At 62.2% G+C, this 19274-nt stretch carries 12 protein-coding genes; 5 read left to right on the top strand and 7 right to left on the bottom strand.

Annotated features, from left to right (window positions below):
• Positions 1–256 precede the first annotated feature (256 nt).
• Complete coding sequence (locus BUS42_RS08370) at positions 257–2293, bottom strand: hypothetical protein (protein WP_254053384.1); 2037 nt, start codon at positions 2291–2293, stop codon at positions 257–259.
• Positions 2294–2682: 389 nt separating this feature from the next.
• Between BUS42_RS08370 and BUS42_RS08365 the strand changes: the two genes are divergently transcribed.
• Positions 2683–3696 carry a 3'(2'),5'-bisphosphate nucleotidase gene (locus BUS42_RS08365; protein ID WP_074306515.1) on the top strand — a complete coding sequence of 338 codons (1014 nt, stop codon included), beginning with the start codon at positions 2683–2685 and terminating at the stop codon, positions 3694–3696.
• 23 nt (positions 3697–3719) lie between these two features.
• Here BUS42_RS08365 and BUS42_RS08360 read toward each other — a convergent pair whose 3' ends face one another.
• Positions 3720–4121 carry a winged helix-turn-helix transcriptional regulator gene (locus BUS42_RS08360; RefSeq protein WP_173878238.1) on the bottom strand — a complete coding sequence of 134 codons (402 nt, stop codon included), beginning with the start codon at positions 4119–4121 and terminating at the stop codon, positions 3720–3722.
• 192 nt (positions 4122–4313) lie between these two features.
• Here BUS42_RS08360 and BUS42_RS08355 point away from each other — a divergent pair, with 192 nt between their 5' ends.
• A complete protein-coding gene (locus tag BUS42_RS08355) occupies positions 4314–5375 on the top strand; it encodes an SDR family oxidoreductase (protein WP_074306514.1) in 1062 nt (353 codons plus the stop codon).
• Positions 5376–5549: 174 nt separating this feature from the next.
• Here the strand turns inward: BUS42_RS08355 and ychF are convergent, their stop codons facing one another.
• On the bottom strand, positions 5550–6641 hold the full coding sequence (gene ychF / locus BUS42_RS08350) for a redox-regulated ATPase YchF (protein WP_074306513.1): 1092 nt from the start codon (positions 6639–6641) through the stop codon (positions 5550–5552).
• Between the two features lie 554 nt (positions 6642–7195).
• Between ychF and BUS42_RS08345 the strand changes: the two genes are divergently transcribed.
• The 3 genes from BUS42_RS08345 to BUS42_RS08335 all read left to right on the top strand — a co-directional run bounded on the left by BUS42_RS08345 (position 7196) and on the right by BUS42_RS08335 (position 13294).
• Entirely contained in the window at positions 7196–9544 is a 2349-nt protein-coding gene (locus tag BUS42_RS08345; protein WP_074306512.1) for a DUF1592 domain-containing protein, read from the top strand.
• Positions 9545–9633: 89 nt separating this feature from the next.
• Positions 9634–10971: a DUF1552 domain-containing protein gene (locus BUS42_RS08340; protein ID WP_074306511.1), complete on the top strand. Its 1338-nt coding sequence runs from the start codon at positions 9634–9636 to the stop codon at positions 10969–10971.
• Between the two features lie 151 nt (positions 10972–11122).
• Positions 11123–13294 (top strand): HEAT repeat domain-containing protein, encoded by a 2172-nt coding sequence (locus tag BUS42_RS08335; RefSeq protein ID WP_074306510.1) that lies wholly within the window; start codon positions 11123–11125, stop codon positions 13292–13294.
• A 98-nt stretch (positions 13295–13392) separates the two neighbouring features.
• On the opposite strand, the gene BUS42_RS08330 is transcribed toward BUS42_RS08335, so the two are convergent.
• The 4 genes from BUS42_RS08330 to BUS42_RS08310 all read right to left on the bottom strand — a co-directional run bounded on the left by BUS42_RS08330 (position 13393) and on the right by BUS42_RS08310 (position 18862).
• On the bottom strand, positions 13393–13593 hold the full coding sequence (locus tag BUS42_RS08330) for a hypothetical protein (protein WP_143206271.1): 201 nt from the start codon (positions 13591–13593) through the stop codon (positions 13393–13395).
• Between the two features lie 269 nt (positions 13594–13862).
• A complete protein-coding gene (locus BUS42_RS41785; RefSeq protein WP_083670105.1) occupies positions 13863–17360 on the bottom strand; it encodes a protein kinase domain-containing protein in 3498 nt (1165 codons plus the stop codon).
• A 75-nt stretch (positions 17361–17435) separates the two neighbouring features.
• On the bottom strand, positions 17436–18029 hold the full coding sequence (locus BUS42_RS08315) for a sigma-70 family RNA polymerase sigma factor (protein WP_074306508.1): 594 nt from the start codon (positions 18027–18029) through the stop codon (positions 17436–17438).
• A 380-nt stretch (positions 18030–18409) separates the two neighbouring features.
• Positions 18410–18862, bottom strand: coding sequence for a hypothetical protein (locus BUS42_RS08310; RefSeq protein WP_074306507.1), 453 nt, complete (start codon positions 18860–18862; stop codon positions 18410–18412).
• Between the last annotated feature and the right edge of the window lie 412 nt (positions 18863–19274).

Below are 19274 nucleotides of genomic sequence, written 5' to 3'. Positions count from 1 at the left end.
CCGATTCCCCGTGCCGGTGATTGCGGAGGTCGCGACCAACGGATTCGAGCCAGAGTCCAGACCCCGAGTCGCCCGGCTCAAGACGATTCGCGGTGTTCCTTCCCGTTTTTTTGGGGGGGCAGGCCGATCCCGAGTTTTTTTTCGTCGCGCCGGCGCAGGTCGAAGCCAAGACGGAATTGCAATGCGCTCGACGACCGCATCATCGCGGAGGAACCAGGGAGGGGGCAACCCCTCCCTGGCGCGGAGACCACCATGGTCAGGGCTTTGGCAAGGCCCGAATGAACGCCGCACCGCGCGAACCCAGTGCCACGATGACCCCGTCCTCATGGTGCGGGTCGGGTGCCAGGGCGTAAACTTCACGCCCCCCGATCCCGGGCACGCGATCGAACGTTTCGAGGGTTTTTCCGCCCGCCTCGACCATCGCGACTCCGTACTTGCCCCCCAGCCAGAGCCGACCGAGACCATCGCGAATCAGCGTGTTCACAGACTGCGGAGGTTCCACAAAATCGACCTTCGAGAGTCTCTGAGTCATGGGGTCGTAGGTCCGCAGACCCGCGTCGGTCGCAAGGAGCAGCGCCGCGCTGGGCCCAGCGATCGCGGCGCGGGTGGAAAGCCTTTTTTCGCCTTCCCGAATCATGATCCGAGTCAGTTGCGGCTTGTCGCCTGGGACGCCTGGCTTCAGTTGCCAAAGGGACTTCCCGAAAGAATCGAGGAGCAGCCAGGGCGGACCGTTCGTATTGAGCGGATTCAGGCCGGAAGGGCTTTCGTCCCCCAACAACGGAGCCACGGTTTTCCACGAACCCTGCTCGAAACGCTTTAACCCGTCGGAGCCGGCATTCCACAGAGTACCGTCCGCGGTGAGGAACGACGCCGACGGGACCAGCGATGACGTTTCCCGGCCAAGTTGCAAGCTCTTACCCCCCACTCGGCGCGCCGTGGTTCGCGTCCCGTCGCTCACGCCGGTTCCGCTCACGGTGGAGATCGCCCCGTCCGGGCCCACGAGGATCCGGGTCTCGTACCACGACTCGGTGCCCTTCTCGATCTCCGCGGCAGCGCCGGCCGGGTCGATCTCGAAAGGCGGTGCGAGCGAAGCGATTTCCCACCCCTTCGGGCCGAGCGTCCAGGGAGGGAGTCGGTCGTCTCCCTCAAAGACGAGGGTCCCTTCCGCGGGATGCTCCACGGCGCAAACGTCCGTAGCGCCGAGTTGGCCAGGAAGACTCAGCGAGGTCGACTTCGTCAGCTCCAGACGCACGTAGCCGTCGGCGACCGTGGCCAGGAGATAAGGTTCTCCCACCTGACTCGGCGGATGAACCGTGATCACCGAGGGGTAAGATCCCACTGCGTCCGGCCGACCCCAGTGGTATTGGAGCTCGAGGGTGGCGAATCTCCTCCAGGAGTTCAACGTTTGTTTCACGCCAAAAACATCATCGTACGAAAATACGAGTAGACCGTTATCCTCTTCGATGATGTGCGTGATTGGCAAGCTCGGCCGACCGGGATCAGGCTCTCCCTCAGGATTACGGGGAGGCTCGAAGGCGTACAGAGGTTGCGGCTTCGCTCCGTCGACACGCGTGATATACCCCGAGTTGTAACCCATGTGCGAGCTCCCGCCGAACGACCAGACCTGGCCATCGCAGAGCTCGATGAACCCGTAAACGCCGTCCCAACTCGCTTCAGAGTCGGGGTCGCGAGCGGGGGGCGGCTTGATGGCTTTGATCGTTCCGTTCACCAGGTCGACCCGAGCGAGCCGGCCGCCCCACTCGCCTCGGTCGGCCCCGAGCCAGACCCTGCCCGCGCGGTCGAGCAGGAAGGTCGTGAACACCTCCTCAAGGGCAAATGTCTGTTTCGTCGCAAGGTCATGGACCATCGAATAGGGCAATTCCCTGCCCCCGCCGCCTTTGACGGGCTTGGTCGGCTCGGTCACGACCACCAGGCCTGCCGGTCGGTTTCCGTTCGCTTGCCCCCAACCCATCCAGCGCGGAGCGGCAGGGAGTTTGGTCACGTCCTTGAGCTCGAGAGTCGCCACGTCGACGCGACAAATCCGACCGTCACCGAGGCCCGCGAGGATTTCCTCGCCCTCACCATGGCCCAGGCAGGTGACTTCCTCGACATCGATCCGCTCCCGAACCAGCCGAACCGTGGGCAGTTCGAAACGCAGAAGCGTGCCCGAATTCGTAAGAGCGATGAGATCGTTCCCAAGCCGCACGCTGGCCCGCAGCGAGTTCCTGTCATAGTGGATCGTGTATTCGACGACTCGGCCACTTGCGAGTCGAACCTCACCTTGGGGTGGCATTGGCGGCTCATCGGCCCTGAGAATCGCCGGCAAGGCCATACTCTCAAAAACGGCGGAGAGGACAAGACAAACGGTCAGCCGCGTTATGATATTCACAAGTGATATCCTCACATGCGGACCTTCATCAAGGGGTGCCCGAACTCTCACTCCGGATCTGCCACCTCTGGTGCAAGCGTATCAAAAACCAAGCGGGCCAAGTGGATGATAACGAGCCATTTTTGAATCAGGGACGCTCAATCGTCCGGTCCACTCGAACGCGGAGCACTTCGATTGGCCCGTTCAAGACGAAAGGGGTATGGACAGGCCGAGGCAAACAAGGGAAAAAATGTGCGGGGCCGATCGCCCGCCGTGGTGAGCGGAATTAATTCAGGGAAGGGAGTCAAGTCGAAATGTTGAACACCACCTCGGGCCTTGCCTTCGAGAGAGAACGTGCCGTCGCCATTCAGGCGGTGCGGGACGCTGCAACTCTCTGCCGGGCCGTCCAGCGGGGTGTCAACCTCCAGGCGATGGACAAGAAAGACCGGAGTCCCGTCACCGTGGCCGACTTCGGCAGCCAGGCCCTGGTTTGCCGGGCCTTGGAGGAAGCATTTCCGGAGGACCCGGTCGTTGCCGAGGAGGATTCCCGAGAACTCCGGCAACCCGCGCATGCCGAATCGCTCTCCAAGGTCCTCCGGTTCGTGACCGAACTCCGGGCCGGCGTCGATCAGGAATCGGTCTGTCGCTGGATTGACCGGGGAGGGGCCCAGGGCGGCGGTTCCGAGCGATTTTGGACCCTCGACCCGATCGATGGAACCAAGGGATTTCTCAGGGGCGAGCAGTATGCCGTCGCCCTCGCCTTGATCGTCGGCGGGCGAATCGAGGTGGCCGCGATGGCCTGTCCGAACCTCCCCGCGCCCGACCAGGATGGATCCGCGGGGACGGGATCACTCCTGGTCGCAGTCCGCGGCCAGGGAGCCGAATTGTCTCCACTCGACGGACCTTGGTCCCCCACGCCGATTCGGGTGAGCGAGCGGGACGATTGGGGGCTCGTGCGGTTCTGCGAGTCGGTCGAGTCGGGCCATAGCGCCCACGACTGGTCGGCCACGGTCGCAGACCGGCTCGGAATCACCACCGCGCCCGTGCGTCTGGACAGCCAGGCCAAGTACGCGGTCGTAGCCCGAGGCGACGCCGATATCTATCTCCGCTTACCCACAAAGGCGGACTACCGCGAGAAAATCTGGGACCACGCCAGCGGAGCGCTAATTCTCGCGGAGGCGGGCGGCACGATCACCGACCTGGACGGCCGACCGCTTGACTTTACCTTGGGCCGCGAACTGGCGGGAAACCGAGGCATCGTGGCCACCAACGGCCCGCTGCATGACCGGGTCGTCGCCGCCCTGGCGGAGACCTTCCGGTCCGCCTGACCGTCACCATCGCTTGCGTCCGATCAGGATGGACCTTCCTCGGCATCGGCCGTGGAGGTCCGTTTCTTGCGCCGCTTCGTCAACTTTTGCAACGCCTCGCTATTTTGAGACGCCCAGGCATAGAGCAGTTCCAGCGGTTCGATGAATCGTTTGCCCAGGGAGTTTAGCGAGTATTCCACCATCGGCGGGACCACCGGATAGACCTTGCGGTCAATCAGGCCGTCCCGCTCCATCTCTCGCAACGTCTGAGTCAGCATCTTCTTGGAACAGCCGGGGAGGCTCCGCGCGAGCACACCGGTCCGACATGTGCCGCCGTTCTGGTGGAGCGAGTGGAGCACCATGGTCGTCCACTTGACGCTGAACAACTCCAGAATTCGGCGCTGCGCGCATTCCTCGTCGAGGACAATCAGGTTTCGATGGGGCATCGTTATGGGCACCTTTCAGTGACTACGTCTCAAAATCGTACCTACTTGATCGACTGGTGACAAGGATCTAGAGTTCGTTGAGCCCCTGAGCCGGAAAGGTTGGTGAGGCCTCAAGTCGTACGTGGCGAATTCTCAGGGACGATTTCCAAATTGTTTGATTGAACATATCGCTTAAAAACAGAGGACAACGCCATGGCCCCCCGAGCACTCGTTGCGGGCGCAAGCGGAATCGTCGGCGGCAACCTGAGCGCCCATCTCGTTTCCCTGGGCTGGGAAGTCTTCGGCCTGGCTCGCAAGCCACCCAGAGAACTGGCAGGGGTGACACCGCTCGCGGCCGACCTGCGCGAGCCGGAGTCGTTACGATCGGCACTCGCCAATATCAATCCAAACTATGTTTTCATTACGACGTGGCTCCGTCAAGCGACGGAGGCCGAGAATTGCACGGTGAACGGGGCGATGGTGAGGAACCTGCTGGGCGCAGTTCGCGACGATCATGCGCTTCAGCACGTCGCACTCGTCACGGGCGGCAAGAACTACTTCGGCTCGTTCGAGGAGGCTGGCAACTACGACGTGACAACTCCCTTCCGCGAGGAGCAGCCACGCAAGCCGGGGCTGAACTTCTACTACACCCAGGAAGATATTCTCTTCGAGCAGGCGCGGCAGATGGGCTTTTCCTGGAGCGTGCATCGGCCCCCCACAATCATCGGCTATGCGTTGGGCAACTCGATGAATATGGGTGTCACCCTGGCGGTTTACGCCAGCATTTGCAGGGAGACGGGACGTCCCTTCGTCTTCCCCGGCTCTCCCGAGCAGTACCATGGCCTTTCGGAAGTGGTCGATGCCCGAATCCTCGCGAGGCAATTGGCGTGGGCGGCGACGACTCCCGCGGCCCAGAACCAGGCCTTCAATATCGCGAACGGCGACGTGTTCCGCTGGGATTGGATGTGGGAACGCCTGGCGAACGCATTCGGACTCGAGGTTGCCCCCTATCCGGGGCAAGCCACTCCCCTCCAAACGCAGATGCGCGACGCCGGGCCGATCTGGGATGCGATTGTCCAGAAGCATGGACTCCGCCCCCATAAGGTGGATGAGCTTGCTCCTTGGTGGCATACCGACGCCGATCTCGGCCGCACCTTCGAGACGTTCTCGGACATGTCCAAAAGCCGGGTCCTTGGCTTCCTGGAGTACCAGAGGAGCGACACCACTTTCCTCGACCTCTTCGCTCGGCTTCGGAACGAGAAGATTATTCCGTGACTCGGCGTGGAGCCCTTGGGGTGATGCTTTCGAGGTTCGTGCCGTTCGACCTTGCCGACCTAACCAAAACCGAGAGGAACCTGGTAAAGCAGGTTCCCCTCGGCATGCGAAGGTCGGGAGAGTCTGGGGATTGGACGATGGGCGAGACTGGCGGCGGTCGATGCACGAAGCCGCTCAGTTGCTGAACAAGAAGTGGCAGATGTCGCCGTCTTGCATGACATAGTTCTTGCCTTCGACGCGAAGTCGACCGGCCTGGCGGATATCTTTCTCGCTGCGGTAGGTTTCGAGGTCGTTCAGGGAATACACCTCCGCGCGAATGAAACCCTTCTCGAAGTCGGTGTGGATCACCCCGGCGGCTTGGGGCGCGGTCGCGGCGATCGGGATCGTCCAGGCACGCACTTCTTTCTCACCGGCGGTGAAGTAGCTGTGGAGGCCGAGCACCCGGTAAGCCTCGCGGGTGAGGGTCGCGAGCGCCGGCTGCTGGAGGCCCGACGACGCCAGCATCTCGGCGCGGTCCGCCTCGTCGAGTTCGGCGATCTCGGCCTCGAGCTTCGCACAGACGGGGACGACGGACGCGCCTGTCTTGGCGGCAAACTCGCGGACCTGCTGGACGAGCGGACCTTGTCCTTCGAGGTCACTTTCATCGACGTTGGCGACATAGAGGACCGGCTTGGCGGTCATCAGGCCGTAGCTTGAGATCGCCTTGGCGTCGGACTCGTCGAGGATGAGCTTGCGGAGCGGCTCGTCGGTGGCGAGGTGGTCGAGGCACTTGCGGATCACGTCGACCCGCTGCTTGGCCTCCTTATCCCCCCCCTTGGCGGTCCGTTCGGCCCGGGGCAGGGCGTTGTCCAAGGTCTGGATGTCGGCCAGCATCAGCTCGATTTCGATGGTCTCGATGTCCGAGACCGGGTTCACCGTGCCGGCGACATGGACGACGTCGGGATCCTCGAAGCAGCGGACCACCTGGAGGATGGCGTCGACTTCGCGAATGTGGCTGAGGAATTTGTTGCCGAGGCCGAGCCCTTCACTGGCTCCCTTGACGATCCCGGCGATATCCACCAGCTTGAGCGCGGTGGGCACGAGCTTTTTGGGAACGATGTAGGTACTGATCCGCCTCAGTCGGTCATCGGGGACACTCACGATCCCCTCATTCGGTTCGATCGTACAGAACGGATAATTGGCGCTCTGCGCGGCCTTGGAGCTTGTGAGAGCGTTGAACAGCGTGCTCTTACCGACGTTGGGCAGACCGACGATGCCAGCTTTCATGATCCTCGACCACCTTGATCCCTACCAGGGGAGACGTGCGTTGGTAAAACGAACGAGACCTGCAACCGACAGGCCCACACAACACAAACGGTCGAAGACGCAACGCCTTCGACCGGAATCGCTCACGAAAAAATCAAATCGAGTCGGATGATTGCCGAACTGCGGGCCAAGGCCCATCCGGCTTTGAGGCGGGGGGATCCCGGACACAAGAGTCCACGACACGCGCACGAAACGGGTGATAAGTCCCCGCGCCGCGTTTCCGAAGTCCTCTCATTCTACCGAATAACCCGCCCGCAGCCAAGTTAACCGCTCGATCTTGAGGATGTTTCAACGCGACCGGCCGAACGAGCCGGGGCCGTCGCGTCCGACCAATCAGGCAACCGGCCCACCGACACCTCATTTTCAGAAAAGATCCGCTGGACGCGAGCGGAGGGTCCGTGTCCAATACTTATTCAAAGCGGTTCGTACGAACGAAAAGGGAACAGCCAGGCCAACTTCAGCGCTGATATTGGGCAGAAGACGCGACACGCCATCGACACGAGTCACCCATCACGATGAAGACGCTCAATTCCCAGTGGATGACGTATGGCGGAACGGCCTTCACAATCGTGGTCGTTCTCTCACTCACTGTCAGGATGCTGATCGCCCCACCACCGGCCACCGCACAAGAGCCGGTGACGGAGGACGCGTTTCAGAAGCAAGTGATGCCGGTCCTCGAGCGTTATTGCTTCGACTGCCATTCGACCGAAAACCCGGAAGCAGGGATCGCGCTGGATCGCTTCGACGACCAGTTGGCAGCCGTCAAGGACAGCAAGACCTGGCTCCGTGTTCGTGATGCGCTCGAAGGGCACATCATGCCGCCGGTGGACAAGCCTCAACCGACTTTGAAAGAGTGGGAGGGGTTGATCGGGTGGATCGAGAACGACTACCTGGCCGCCCAATGCGGTCCGCAGGAAAGTGTGGCACCGGTCGTAATTCGCCGGCTCAACCGGCAAGAGTATAATAATACGATCCGCGATTTGCTCGGACTCGAACTTCACCTTGCCGACGACTTTCCCCCGGACGATATCGGGTTCGGCTTCGACAACGTGGGCTCTGCGCTCAACATCTCACCGGTTCATGTCGAGAAGTATCTCGACGCTGCCGAGCTGGCTTTGGACAAGGCGATCGTCCTGCCCGAGGCCGACAAATTCCCGCCCATCGAGTTGATCGGCTTAAAGACCTATCCGCTCCCGCCGAACGCGGCGGTTGAGTTCAAACACACTTTGAAGCCAGGCCATTACCTGGCCGAATTCAGCCTGGTGCGGGTGGGGATCGCCGAATCTGTGCCCCCGCCTCGGTTGGTGATCGGCTTTGGCAAGGACCGCCGGACCGTGGATGCCGTGCGGGTCCAGGACGAGACGGTGGTCTATCGCTACTGGCTCAAGGTCGCGGAGGGGGACAGCCAGGTCCACGTCGCGCTCGCCCCCGGTCAGGCCGAGAGTGCCAATGTCGTCAAACCAAAAGTCGTCACGGCCAATGTAAGCGGAGACCAGCGCTACGCGGGGGACCGTGGCCTGCACGTGGACTCGATGGTCGTGCGTGGCCCCGTGCCGCTCGACACCGAACGACTTCCCGAATCCCATCGGAAAATTCTGTTTTGCACACCTGGGTACGGCGATCAATCGCGGCTCGATTGTGCCCGCCAAGTGATCGCACGGTTCACCGAACGGGCGTACAGACGGCCGGTGCAGCCGGACGAGGTGGACCGAATCCTGCAAATCTATCGACTGGCCCATGACCGTGGTGAAAGCTACGAACGTGGGGTCCAGATCGCGCTGACGACGGTCCTCGCGTCCCCCCAGTTCCTCTTCCTCGTCGAACCCGAAAAAACGCTGGCCGACCGTCCGCTGACCGAGTTCGAATTGGCGAGCCGGCTCTCCTTCTTTCTCTGGAGCAGCATGCCTGACGACGCCTTGTTTCGCGAAGCACGCGAGGGCACGCTCAGGACCAATCTCCGCCGCCAGGTCGTCCGCATGCTGGATGACGCCAAGTCCGACCAGCTGGTGGAGAACTTCGCCGGCCAATGGTTGCAGCTCCGCAGGCTCGGGGGGGTGGCCCCGGACAAAGACCTCTTCCCCGACTTTGACGACACGCTGCGGACCGCAATGGGCCAAGAGACGGAGCAGTACTTCGCCTACATCCTCCGAAACAATCGGAGCGTCCTCGAGTTGCTGGACTCCGATTACACCTTTCTCAACGAGACGTTGGCCCGCCACTACGGGATCGCCGGTGTCACGGGGAACGAGTTTCGCCAGGTGGCGCTGACCGATCGCCGCCGCGGTGGCGTGTTGACGCAGGCGAGTGTCCTCACGTTGACTTCCAACCCGAACCGAACCTCTCCGGTGAAACGAGGGCAGTGGATCTTACAACAGGTGCTCGGAACGCCGCCCCCTCCGCCACCGCCCGAGGTCCCCAAGCTGGATGATAGTCAAGCGGCCGCGGACGTGGGGACGCTGCGGGAACGGATGCAGGTGCATCGAGCCGACCCGAAATGCGCCTCGTGCCATCAACAGATGGATCCGTTGGGCTTTGCTCTGGAAAACTATGATGCGGTCGGGCGGTGGCGAACCAAGGATGGCCAATTCCCGATCGATCCCTCCGGAGAACTGCTCGGAGCACGCAAGTTTGCCGACGTTCAGGAGCTGAAACAACTCCTGGGGGCCTCGGCCACCAAGAAGTTTTCACGGACCCTGATCAAAAACATGATGACCTACGGACTGGGACGAGGCTTGGAAGTTTACGACTACTGCACGCTTGAAGAGATCCGCAAACAACTCGCCGCCGATGACTACCGGATTCGGACCATTCTCTTCGGGATCGTGGAGAGTCAGGCCTTTCAGTATCGTGGCGCTATGAAATAAGCTTAGTTTGATGCTTCTGACCCGGTGCAACCTCGATTCAGGTGTCCGGAATCGCCCACGTTTCTCTGCTCATTGAGGGGAAAGCTGACATGGCCATTCAGGTGAACCGACGAACGATGCTCCGCGGAATGGGAGCCGCTCTCGCACTTCCGTGGATGGAAAGTCTCGCCTCCGTCGGTCAAGCGGCCACCGGGTCGTCCAAGCCGCCGGTCAGAATGTGCTACTGGTACGTTCCCAATGGCGTGCACCTGCCAACCTGGTTCCCGGAGCACGACGGAGCGCTGGTGGATCTGCCCGAAACGCTCCGGCCGCTTGCGTTCGCCCGCGAGTCGCTGAACTGCTTTCATGGTCTGACCCACAATACCGCGCTCACCAACGGCGATCTCGACGGATGCGGCCACGGCCAAGGGGCCGCGAGCTTCCTGACCGGGGCGCAGGCCTATCGAACCCAAGACGCCGTTCGCGTCGATATTTCCGCCGATCAGCTCTATGCGCGACACGTCGGGAATGAGACCCGATTTCCCAGCCTCGAGTTGGGCTGCGAGTCCGCCCGCTCCGGAAACGCGTTCGGCTACAGCGGGACCTATAAAACGCACATCTCTTGGCGCACCCCGACCTCGCCCGCCCCGTACGAGATGAATCCCAAGGTGGTTTTCGATCGCCTGTTCACCAAAGGGAGCCGCGGCCTGACCCGAGCCACGGTGGCCGACCGTGATTTTTACCGTAAAAGCATGCTCGACTATGTGCTCGACGATGCCAATCGGATTCGCAATCGGGTCGCGGCGACCGATCAGCGCAAGCTTGATCAGTACCTCACGGGCGTGCGGGAAGTCGAACGACGGATTCAGCATGGCGCCTTGGCGATGGAGCTTTCCGGATCCGAGATTCCGCGCCCCGAGGGCATTCCGGAAGACTTCGACGAACACCTGCGGCTGATGTGCGACCTGATGGTCCTGGCCTTCCAGACCGACAGCACCCGCGCCTCCACCTTCATGGTCACCAAGGAAGCGACCGACCGGAATTATCCCTGGCTCGGTTTCACCGACGGGCACCACGAGCTTTCCCACCACGCGAACGAAGCCGAGAAGAACCGCAAGCTCCGTGAGATCGACCGATATCACATCTCGATCTTGGCCTACATGATTGAAAAAATGATGACCGTCGAAGAAGCAGGAGGTACGACCTTGCTCGACAACTCGTTGGTCCTCTACGGCAGTGGCATCAGCGACGGTGACCGTCACGACCATGTCAACCTGCCGGTCATTCTGCTGGGGAAGGGGGGAGGCACCCTGCGATCGGGCCAGCACCTCAAGTGTCGGCCGGAGACACCGATGTCCAACCTGCTGCTCGCCATGTTGCAACAGGCCCGCGTCCCGGTCGATCGCTTCGGCGACAGCACCGAGCCGCTGCCCGGCCTTCTGGCATGACGGGTGGTTACGTTGAGGGCATCGTGTCCAAAGCGGGCCCGTTCTCGAGGTATCGCGGACCGTGAATCGAATCAGCCAATCCGCGTGACGACTTCTGCACAAACACTCGATTCTGAAAACCTTGGAATCAGCATTATTAAGGAGCACCGTCGTGCGGATCCGAGGTCTCGGTTGGACACTCCTGGTCGTTGCCGTCTGCGGACCACTGGCCACACCGGGGACGGCCCAAGAGGGGGCCACTCCTGTTGACGTTGACGCCGCGATCGAAACGCTCCAGGCGGAGAATGTCGAGGTGCGCCGGAACGCGGCCCATCAAATTCGGTTGGCCGCCAAGGGCGTGCAGCAGAAGGCGTTGCCCGTCTTGATCGATCGCCTGATGAACGAAAAAGACGGCCAGGTGCGGCTCGCGGTGCTCGATGCCGTCACCGCGTTAGGACCCGACGCAGCCTCGGCCGTGCCCGCACTCGTTCATACCCTGCGGACAAACTATGGCGGCCAGGGAAAAGAGGAGTCGCACCAGGACTATCGTTCCGCCCTGGCGCTCGCGGCCGTTGGCAAACCGGCCGTCGAAGGTCTACGCAGCTTGCTGAACGAGCGCAAGGAAAGTGTGCGGGCCGAGGTCGTCATGGGCCTGGGACGAATCGGGCCCGACGCGGCTGCCGCCGTTCCGGACTTGCTCCCGTTGCTCGGAGCCAAGAATGAACGAATTCGCCAAGAGGCGTCCGTCGCTCTCGGTCGAATTGGTTCGGTCGCCCTCGAGCCATTGATCGCCGCGTCCTCGCATCAAGACCCCTTGGTTCGTGCGCGAGCCGTCGAAAGCCTGGGACCGTTGTCGACGTTGCATGAACCCGCGCAACAAGCGATCCTCAAACGCACGCATGATGAAGTCCCTGAGGTCCGGGCGGCCGCCTTGCGAACGTTGGCGAGATCCAAGTTGTCCGATGAGACCTTGCTGCCGATTCTCGGTGAGAACCTTCGACACCCGGACGATCAGGTCCGGCTGGCCGCAGTCAATTGTCTCGTCACGCGACGGGAGTTACTCGCACGCATGGCGCCGGAACTCGAGACGCTCTTGACGGCGGAGCAGGACGGTGTGTCGCGTCACGCGGCGTTCTTGCTTCGCAAGGTCGGCCTGGACGCAGTCCCCCGACTCATCAGGGCACTCCATCATAAGAAGAGCCGGATCGATCAGATCGCGGAGGCATTGGCCCAACTCGGGCCGCCCGTCGTTGCGTTGCTATTGCCGTCGGTCGAAGCGTCTGACCCCCGAATCCGTCGCGCCGCAGCCCTGGCTCTCGGACAGATCCGGCCGTTGGCTCCAGGTACGGTGCCCAAGCTGGTCGCTGGGCTGGATGACCCCGACCTTGAGGTCCAATCCGCATTCCTTGCCGCCATCCGTGGCCTCGGGCCACGAGCGAAGGAGGCCGTACCAGCCGTGCGCGCCCTGCTCCCCAATCCCGCCGCGGAGATTCGACTCCAGGCGATCGTCATCCTCGCCCAGACCGCTCCGCGCGACGAACTCCTGCTTGGGGATCTCACGGGCCTGCTCAATGACACCAACACGCGGGTGCAGCGACAAGCGATCGAGCTCATTCGAGGCCTGGGCCCGATCGGTCGCAAAGCATTGCCTACCGTCATCGGCAAGCTGGCCAGTCCCGACCCTGAGGTACGGTTCGCTGCCGCGGAACTGATCGGTAGTCACGGCCAGGCCGCCGCAGAAGCGGTTCCCGCACTCACGGCTTTGCTCGACGATTCGACGCCACGACTCCGGACGATCGCCGTACGAACCTTGGGCGGGTTGGGACAGTCGGCGCAACCCGCGCTGAGTCGCCTGATAGTACTGCTGGGCGACGAGCAGATCGAGGTCCGGGAAGCAACCGTGCTGACGTTGGGGAGTTTGGAACTCGACCCGGGGCTGATCCGACCTCATCTCGCCAAAGCGCTCCGGGACGATACGACCGAAGTGCGACGGGCCGCCTCGAAGGCGATTCAACGACAAGGGGTCCAAGGGGTGATCTTCCTCCCCGACATCATCCTACTTGCCGGAAACAAAGAGAGTTCCCGGTCTGCCGAGCGCTTGCTCCGCCCGTTCGAGCGAACGGGGCCGGATCCGCGGTCGCTCCCGGAACTCGTCGAGCAACTTGGACACGATCAGGATGCCGTGCGATTGCTGGCGATCAAATTCTTGGGACTCGCCGGCCAGAAGGCCAAGGACGCGATTCCCGCCCTGGAGCGGTTGCGCGAGGATCCGAGCGCCGAGGTCCGCAAGCAGGCCGAGGCTGCGTGCGAACAGATCAAGACCAAGGCGGTATCCCCTGGGTAAAGATCCATACGTGATCTCAATTTGAAATTAAAATGGACGCGACCTTGGATGCCACGGGTTGTACCCAACCCATGAATGCAGAAACCCAGGTTGTTGACTCACCATGCAAGGCCGCGGCGGTCCATCAGAAACCCAAGGTTTACCGTGTCCGTCTGCTTGACTGCCATTTCACCTGCTGAGGGGGAAATCCAGAGGGGCGTCGGCGCCCCTCTGGCCCCAAAATCGTTGAATTCGTCGCCGACGTCAGTCGTACCGCCATCGGAATCGACGAATTCGCGGAACTGGTCCGAACTCATCATCGAGCCCGATTCACCCTGCTCTACCATGCGAGAAAAGGGGATTGCGCGCCTCACTGAGACGATTCTTTTTTCTAACTTCCAACACGCTTCGCCCCATCCCGCGATCATCGAGGGCCAAGCCAGGACGTAACCTTGGGAGTGGCCTGTCGTTGCATGGAAATGGAGCACGTCGAGAGAGGTGCGGGCTCAGGGGCGATACGTTCGACTCCACTCCATTCCCCCCATGAGTCATAAACCAGGACCCGCTGCCTGGGCGAGGTTTTCCGCACTCATTCCTTCGAGCGCCAGAGCCTCACCGCGCCGTCGTAACTGCATGAGGCGAGCGTCCGGCCGTCGTGGGAAAACGCCAGGGCGTTGGTCGGTGCGTTGTGTCCCTCGAGGCTGAGTAAATCTTGTCCCGTCAGTGGATCCCAAAGGCGAATGCTCCCCGCCTCTCCGGCCGTGGCCAGGACGCGGCCGTCGGGGGAGAACGCCAAACTGCGTGGGGACCGATCCCCACTGTGGAGGCGCCGGATGATCGAGCCGGTCCGGGCCTCCCAGCAGAGGATTGTCCCTAACTCGTCCGTCGCGACCAGCATAGCCCCGTCCGGCGCAAAGTCGACCGCGGTGACCTCGATCGGATTGCGCAGGACACGCTTGATTTTCCCGGTCGTCACCTCCCAGAGCCGCACCGTGCCGTCATTACTCGCCGAGGCAAGGGTATTTCCGTCCGGGCTGAAAACGACCTGGCGCACTTTATCCGTGTGCCCTTTCAGCGTCATCAGAAGTTGACCATTCGCGCCCGACCACAGTCGGACCGTAGCGTCGTCTCCGCCGGAGGCCAACATCTTGCTCTGAGCACGAAATGCCACGGTACGAACCTTCGAGGAATGGCCCTTGAGGGTCTGCCGCAATCGGCCCTTGGCGGTCTCCCAAAGCCGGATGTCGCCGGACTCATCGAGATGCGTGGAAGCCAAGGTCGCGCCGTCAGGCGCGAATGCCAGCGATGATACGGTCCCCTCTCCACCGTTCCAGCCGAGTTGGAGTTGACCGGTGGCCGTGTCCCAGAGCCGGATCGTCCAATCGTCATCCGTGTCGTCGCTTCCGGTGGCCAGCATGTTATCGCGCGGGGAGAACACTGCGGCCCAAGCCTCGTCCGTGTGCCCGGCCAGCGACTTCGATGAACTGTTTTTGGGCCGCTCGAGCCACCAGCGCTGGATGCCGCTGTCGCCGTTCAGGAGGAGCGATCGGCTATCGGGAGAGAACGAGATTCTCGCATTGAAGAGTCGCTGCCCTGGATAGGTCCCCAGGAGATGACCGGTGGCCGTGTTCCAAACCGTCACCGGCCCCTGACCACCCCCATCATGTTTCGTATTGATGGCAACCCTTGTCCCGTCCGGAGAGAAGGCCGCTTGCTTCAGCAGGTGGTGCGCCGGGTCTCTCAGAGCAAGGTCTCGCTCCCGGTTCGATCCAACGGCGGCCAGATCGAACAACGAAATCCGCAGGGGGATGTGCTCGATGAGAAGCGTTCTCCCGTCGGGACTCACCAAAATATGTCCGACGGCCTGAGACGGTCGTGCGATGGGGACGCGGGTCCGTTCACGGCCGGTCGCAGCCTCCCAGATGACCGCGTCGCGGCCATCCTCGGCTTCCAGCCATTGGCCGCCGGCCGAGAAACTTGGCCAGGCGAACTCTCGATGGCGATCCGCGGTCGACCAGAGCGGTTTGAGTGTCTCGGTATCGAAGACGGTCAACGGTCCGTCAAGCGGCCGAGCGGCGAGGTACGGGCCTTCCAGAAAGTGGTTGTCATCCTCCCACCGGACGATCTGGCTTCGGATGAGGAGCGGCCGGCCTGATTTCGTGAAGAGGTCGAAGAGCTCAAAATGGATTGGCTCGCCCCAGGCTTTGACCCAGCCGGTGATGAGTCGACGACCGGAGCGGGAGAACGCGAGATTCAAGAGACTCCTCGCTTCAGTCGACTCTAACTTGGCGAGCGGCTTGCCCGTTGCGACGTCCCAAACCAAGACCTTCCGTTGCCGCAAGCCCATCGTGGGATTTTGAGCGGTCGAGCCAAGCAGACTCCCATTTCCTGAAAATGCAAGCATGCTGATTTCATGCTCGTGCCCCTTCAGCCGCAACCGAATTCGCCCGGTCGCCACGTCCCGAAGCATGATCGTTCCATCACTATAACCCGCAGCGAAGACGCGGCCGTCGGGCGAGAGAACGAGTGCAGAGGCATAGCCTTCATGCCCGTCGTAAAGTTCGATCTCGCGTCGGGCGAGCCGCCAGAGGTAGTGCCAGGCAAAGCCACGGGAGTCGGTGGCGCCGTCTTGGGGTCGAAGCGAGTTGAGGATCTCCTGGACCCGCTCGACCTGGCCCCGATTGAGCGCCTCCGCCGCCTGGCGAAGCTGAGATGTATACAGATGACGATGAGCAAGGCTCCGTTGCCTCTCCGCCACTGCCAGTGCGGCCGCCGTCCGTTTCTCGGCCCGGGTCGCCCGAATCGCCTGCCAGGTGCTGACAGCCGTCCCTGCAATCAGAGCGAGGGCCACGAGCGCGGTCGTGGTCAGGGCCGCTCGATTGCGTCGGGCGTATTTGGTGAACCAGTACCAGGTTGAGGGGGGGGACGCTTCGATCGGTTGGTCGGTGAGGTAACGTTCCATGTCGGCCGCAAAGGCGCCGACGGTTTCGTAGCGGCGGCGGCGGTCCTTCTCTAACGCCTTCATCACGATCCAGTCGAGCTCACCTCGGACGGTCTGGCCGAGCTTTCGCGGGTCGGCCTGACGGTTGGCCGAGACCGCCAGGAGTGTGGTCGACGGCGTGACCAGCCGCGTGCTGGGCGAAGGCGGCTCGTGTTCGCGAACGAGCCGGCGAACTTCATCGTAGGGGGCCTTGCCAAGTGTGTCCCGGTCGATCGGAGTCGTGCCGGTCAGCAGTTCGTAGAGCAGGACTCCCAAGGCGTAGATGTCGCTCCGCGTGTCGATATCGATCCCTGAGAACTCCACCTGTTCCGGACTCATGTACAGAGGAGTTCCGACCAGTTGTGTGAAACCGGTGACAAGCGTCTTGTCGGTCAGCGCTGGTCCGGTGGCCTTGGCGATCCCGAAGTCGATGACTTTGGGCACCGCGACGTTGTCGATCCGAGTGACCAGAACGTTCGACGGCTTGAGGTCACGGTGAATGATCCCCTTCTGGTGGGCATGCTGCACCGCCCGACAGACCCGGATGAAGAGATCGAGCCGCTCGCGGATCGAGAGCCGGTGCTTATCGCAATAGTCGGTGATGGGAATGCCCTGGACGAGTTCCATGGCAAAGTAAGGGCGGCCTGAGTCGGTGGTACCGCCGTCGTGGACCCGGGCGATATTGGGGTGGTCCATCATCGCCAACGCTTGGCGCTCCGCCTCGAATCGGACGATGACCTGGCGGCTATCCATCCCTGGCTTGATAATCTTGAGGGCCACGCGGCGCCGGAGCGGCTGGGACTGCTCGGCCAGGTAGATCGTCCCCATCCCCCCTTCGCCAATCTGCTCGAGCAGCCGGTACGGGCCGATGACGGAGCCCGGGCCCTCGACACCCATTGCCAGATGTTGGGCGAAGTTCGCCAAGACGGCCGGCGTTTCGAGGAACCGGCGGTCGACGAGCGACTCGGCCGCGAGCAGCCGCTCGACCCGCAGGCGCCGTTCGGTGTCCCGACCACAGGCGTCGTCGAGGTACGCCGTTCGTGCCCTCGGATCCGCAATCTGCAAGGCGTCGCAGAAGATTTCATCGAGGTTTTTGATCGGCCCCATGTGCGGATCCCTCGGTTGTCACGAGCCCCCCGCGATGCGTGCCTGCGCAGCGCGGAGGAGAGCAGGCACGCCTCCTCAATTCAGCGGCCCACTCGATCGATCCCGCTCATCGATTGGATGCCGCAACTCGCAGAACAGCCAGGTTTTGGCATAATGCCAGTGCCGGTCCGCCGTGGCCCGAGAAATGCCGAGGAGCTCGGCGGTATCGGCCACCGACAGCCCGGCAAAGTAGCGGAGTTTGACCAGCTCGGCCTTGTCGGGCTCCTCGGCCTCGAGCTTTGAGAGCGCCTCATTCAGGGCGAGCAGGTCGTCGGAAGGGGCTTTGGCGGTCACGTCCAGGCCGTCGATCCCCAAGACGTCGATGCGTCCGCCATGCTTCTCGGTCCGCTTGCGCCGGGCGCTATCAACGAGAATTCGGCGCATGGCCTCGGCGGCCGCAGCGAAGAAGTGGCCGCGTCCATCCCAGCGAACGAGCAACTCCCGGTCGACCAGGCGAAGATAGGCCTCGTGAACCAAGGCGGTCGCCTGAAGCGTCTGCCCCGGCCGTTCCTGCGCCAGCTTCTGGGCCGCCAGCTTGCGGAGCTCGTCGTACACCAGGGGCATAAGCTGATCGGATGCTTGCGGTTCTCCCCGCTCGATCGCCGCGAGTATCCGAGTCACGTCATTCATCGATAAGGGCCGCCTTGGGCCGCCCCTGTCTCGCCTTCGGATCGTGCCCGGGGTCCGTCGCCCGGGCGCTGGCATTCGCGGTTGGAGCAAGGGCGCCTTGATACCAACTTAGCCAACCCGCTCCCGCCGGGATAGTCGCAGATCGAACTCCGAAGCCATCAGCCTTGACCGCGAGTGGTCAAAAGCTTCCGTGGAATGCGTCTTCACGCCGGATCGTGTTTGAGCGAAGGGTGGGTTAAAGAGAGGGTTGCCCTTCGTTCGAAAACGCCGACCTCCCTCCGGTAGAAGCCTCGTTTGAGAAAAATGAGGCGGTGAGTTCCGATCGGAGGGCGGATCGTACGATGTCGAGATCGCAACGGACAGTTTCGACCTGAGTCCGCTCACTGCGACCGAAGCGACCAACGCGAACGAACCCGCTTCAAGGATTCGGAGGCGGCGGACAGGCCCCAACGACCCACCGGACGTGGTTTCCGATCGAAGTTTGGAATCAGTTCCGGACGAGGAGCCGGTGTCGGGGTGGCGCCGACAAGGCGGCGGATTACGGTCTGCAATTCGTCCCGCGCAGGATCACCGGGACGGAACCCGAGAATTTCTGGATAGACTTCCGGGCTCAAATCGTAGTTACGCGACAGCAGCACCATCGTCAAGGCGAGCTCATCGCGAAGCCGCTCGCGGTCATTGTCGGCGGAAATTACGGCCTTATGGAGCGAGAACAGAAGGGGATCGCCCGAGTTAATCGCCACATGAGGGAGCCACCACTGTTGGCCGTCCGCCAACTGAATGGACGTTACCTCTTGGAAAGAGGCCCGGCGGCGGTTTCGTTCGTCGATCATCGGCATCCCTCGTCAGAGAGCGATACTTATCTCAAGTGAGGACCGTCCCAAGCAAAGCTAGGACTCAAACGACGGGTTGTCCAACGCGACAGTCCAAAACGCGAATTCCCGAACCCCCAGAACGAGCCACCATGTAAGGTTAAGCGTAATCGCCCCCATTCACAAGTCATTTTTTCCCGGCAATTGGCCGACTGGATGCCTGATATTACGTTTTCGAGCGGTCTTCCAACGGGTTGGCCAGACGACCGCCTGACTGATGAGGACGGACTTGTGGTTGCTCTCCACAGTAGGGACTCACCGCGTTGAGCCGACGGGAACTCCCCGAGGAAATCCGGCCCTTCCTTGAGGAGCGTACCGCGAGGTGAACCGGGCGCGGATCGAAATTCCGACGAGCTCCGTGATGCGGTCGCCG

It is taken from the genome of Singulisphaera sp. GP187, from assembly GCF_900129635.1.
Lineage (GTDB): Bacteria > Planctomycetota > Planctomycetia > Isosphaerales > Isosphaeraceae > Singulisphaera.
Note: the sequence above shows the minus strand (reverse complement) of the source record. Positions and strands in the feature narration are given on the sequence as shown.

What these genes read in the sequence shown, in the direction of transcription:
- BUS42_RS08370 (WP_254053384.1), bottom strand. Translation starts at nt 2,293, where the DNA reads ATGCCACCCCAAGGTGAGGTTCGACTCGCAAGTGGCCGAGTCGTCGAA.
- BUS42_RS08345 (WP_074306512.1), top strand. Translation starts at nt 7,196, where the DNA reads ATGAAGACGCTCAATTCCCAGTGGATGACGTATGGCGGAACGGCCTTC.
- BUS42_RS08315 (WP_074306508.1), bottom strand. Translation starts at nt 18,029, where the DNA reads ATGAATGACGTGACTCGGATACTCGCGGCGATCGAGCGGGGAGAACCG.
- ychF (WP_074306513.1), bottom strand. Translation starts at nt 6,641, where the DNA reads ATGAAAGCTGGCATCGTCGGTCTGCCCAACGTCGGTAAGAGCACGCTG.
- BUS42_RS08310 (WP_074306507.1), bottom strand. Translation starts at nt 18,862, where the DNA reads ATGATCGACGAACGAAACCGCCGCCGGGCCTCTTTCCAAGAGGTAACG.
- BUS42_RS08360 (WP_173878238.1), bottom strand. Translation starts at nt 4,121, where the DNA reads ATGCCCCATCGAAACCTGATTGTCCTCGACGAGGAATGCGCGCAGCGC.
- BUS42_RS08355 (WP_074306514.1), top strand. Translation starts at nt 4,314, where the DNA reads ATGGCCCCCCGAGCACTCGTTGCGGGCGCAAGCGGAATCGTCGGCGGC.
- BUS42_RS08365 (WP_074306515.1), top strand. Translation starts at nt 2,683, where the DNA reads ATGTTGAACACCACCTCGGGCCTTGCCTTCGAGAGAGAACGTGCCGTC.
- BUS42_RS08340 (WP_074306511.1), top strand. Translation starts at nt 9,634, where the DNA reads ATGGCCATTCAGGTGAACCGACGAACGATGCTCCGCGGAATGGGAGCC.
- BUS42_RS41785 (WP_083670105.1), bottom strand. Translation starts at nt 17,360, where the DNA reads ATGGGGCCGATCAAAAACCTCGATGAAATCTTCTGCGACGCCTTGCAG.
- BUS42_RS08330 (WP_143206271.1), bottom strand. Translation starts at nt 13,593, where the DNA reads ATGATGAGTTCGGACCAGTTCCGCGAATTCGTCGATTCCGATGGCGGT.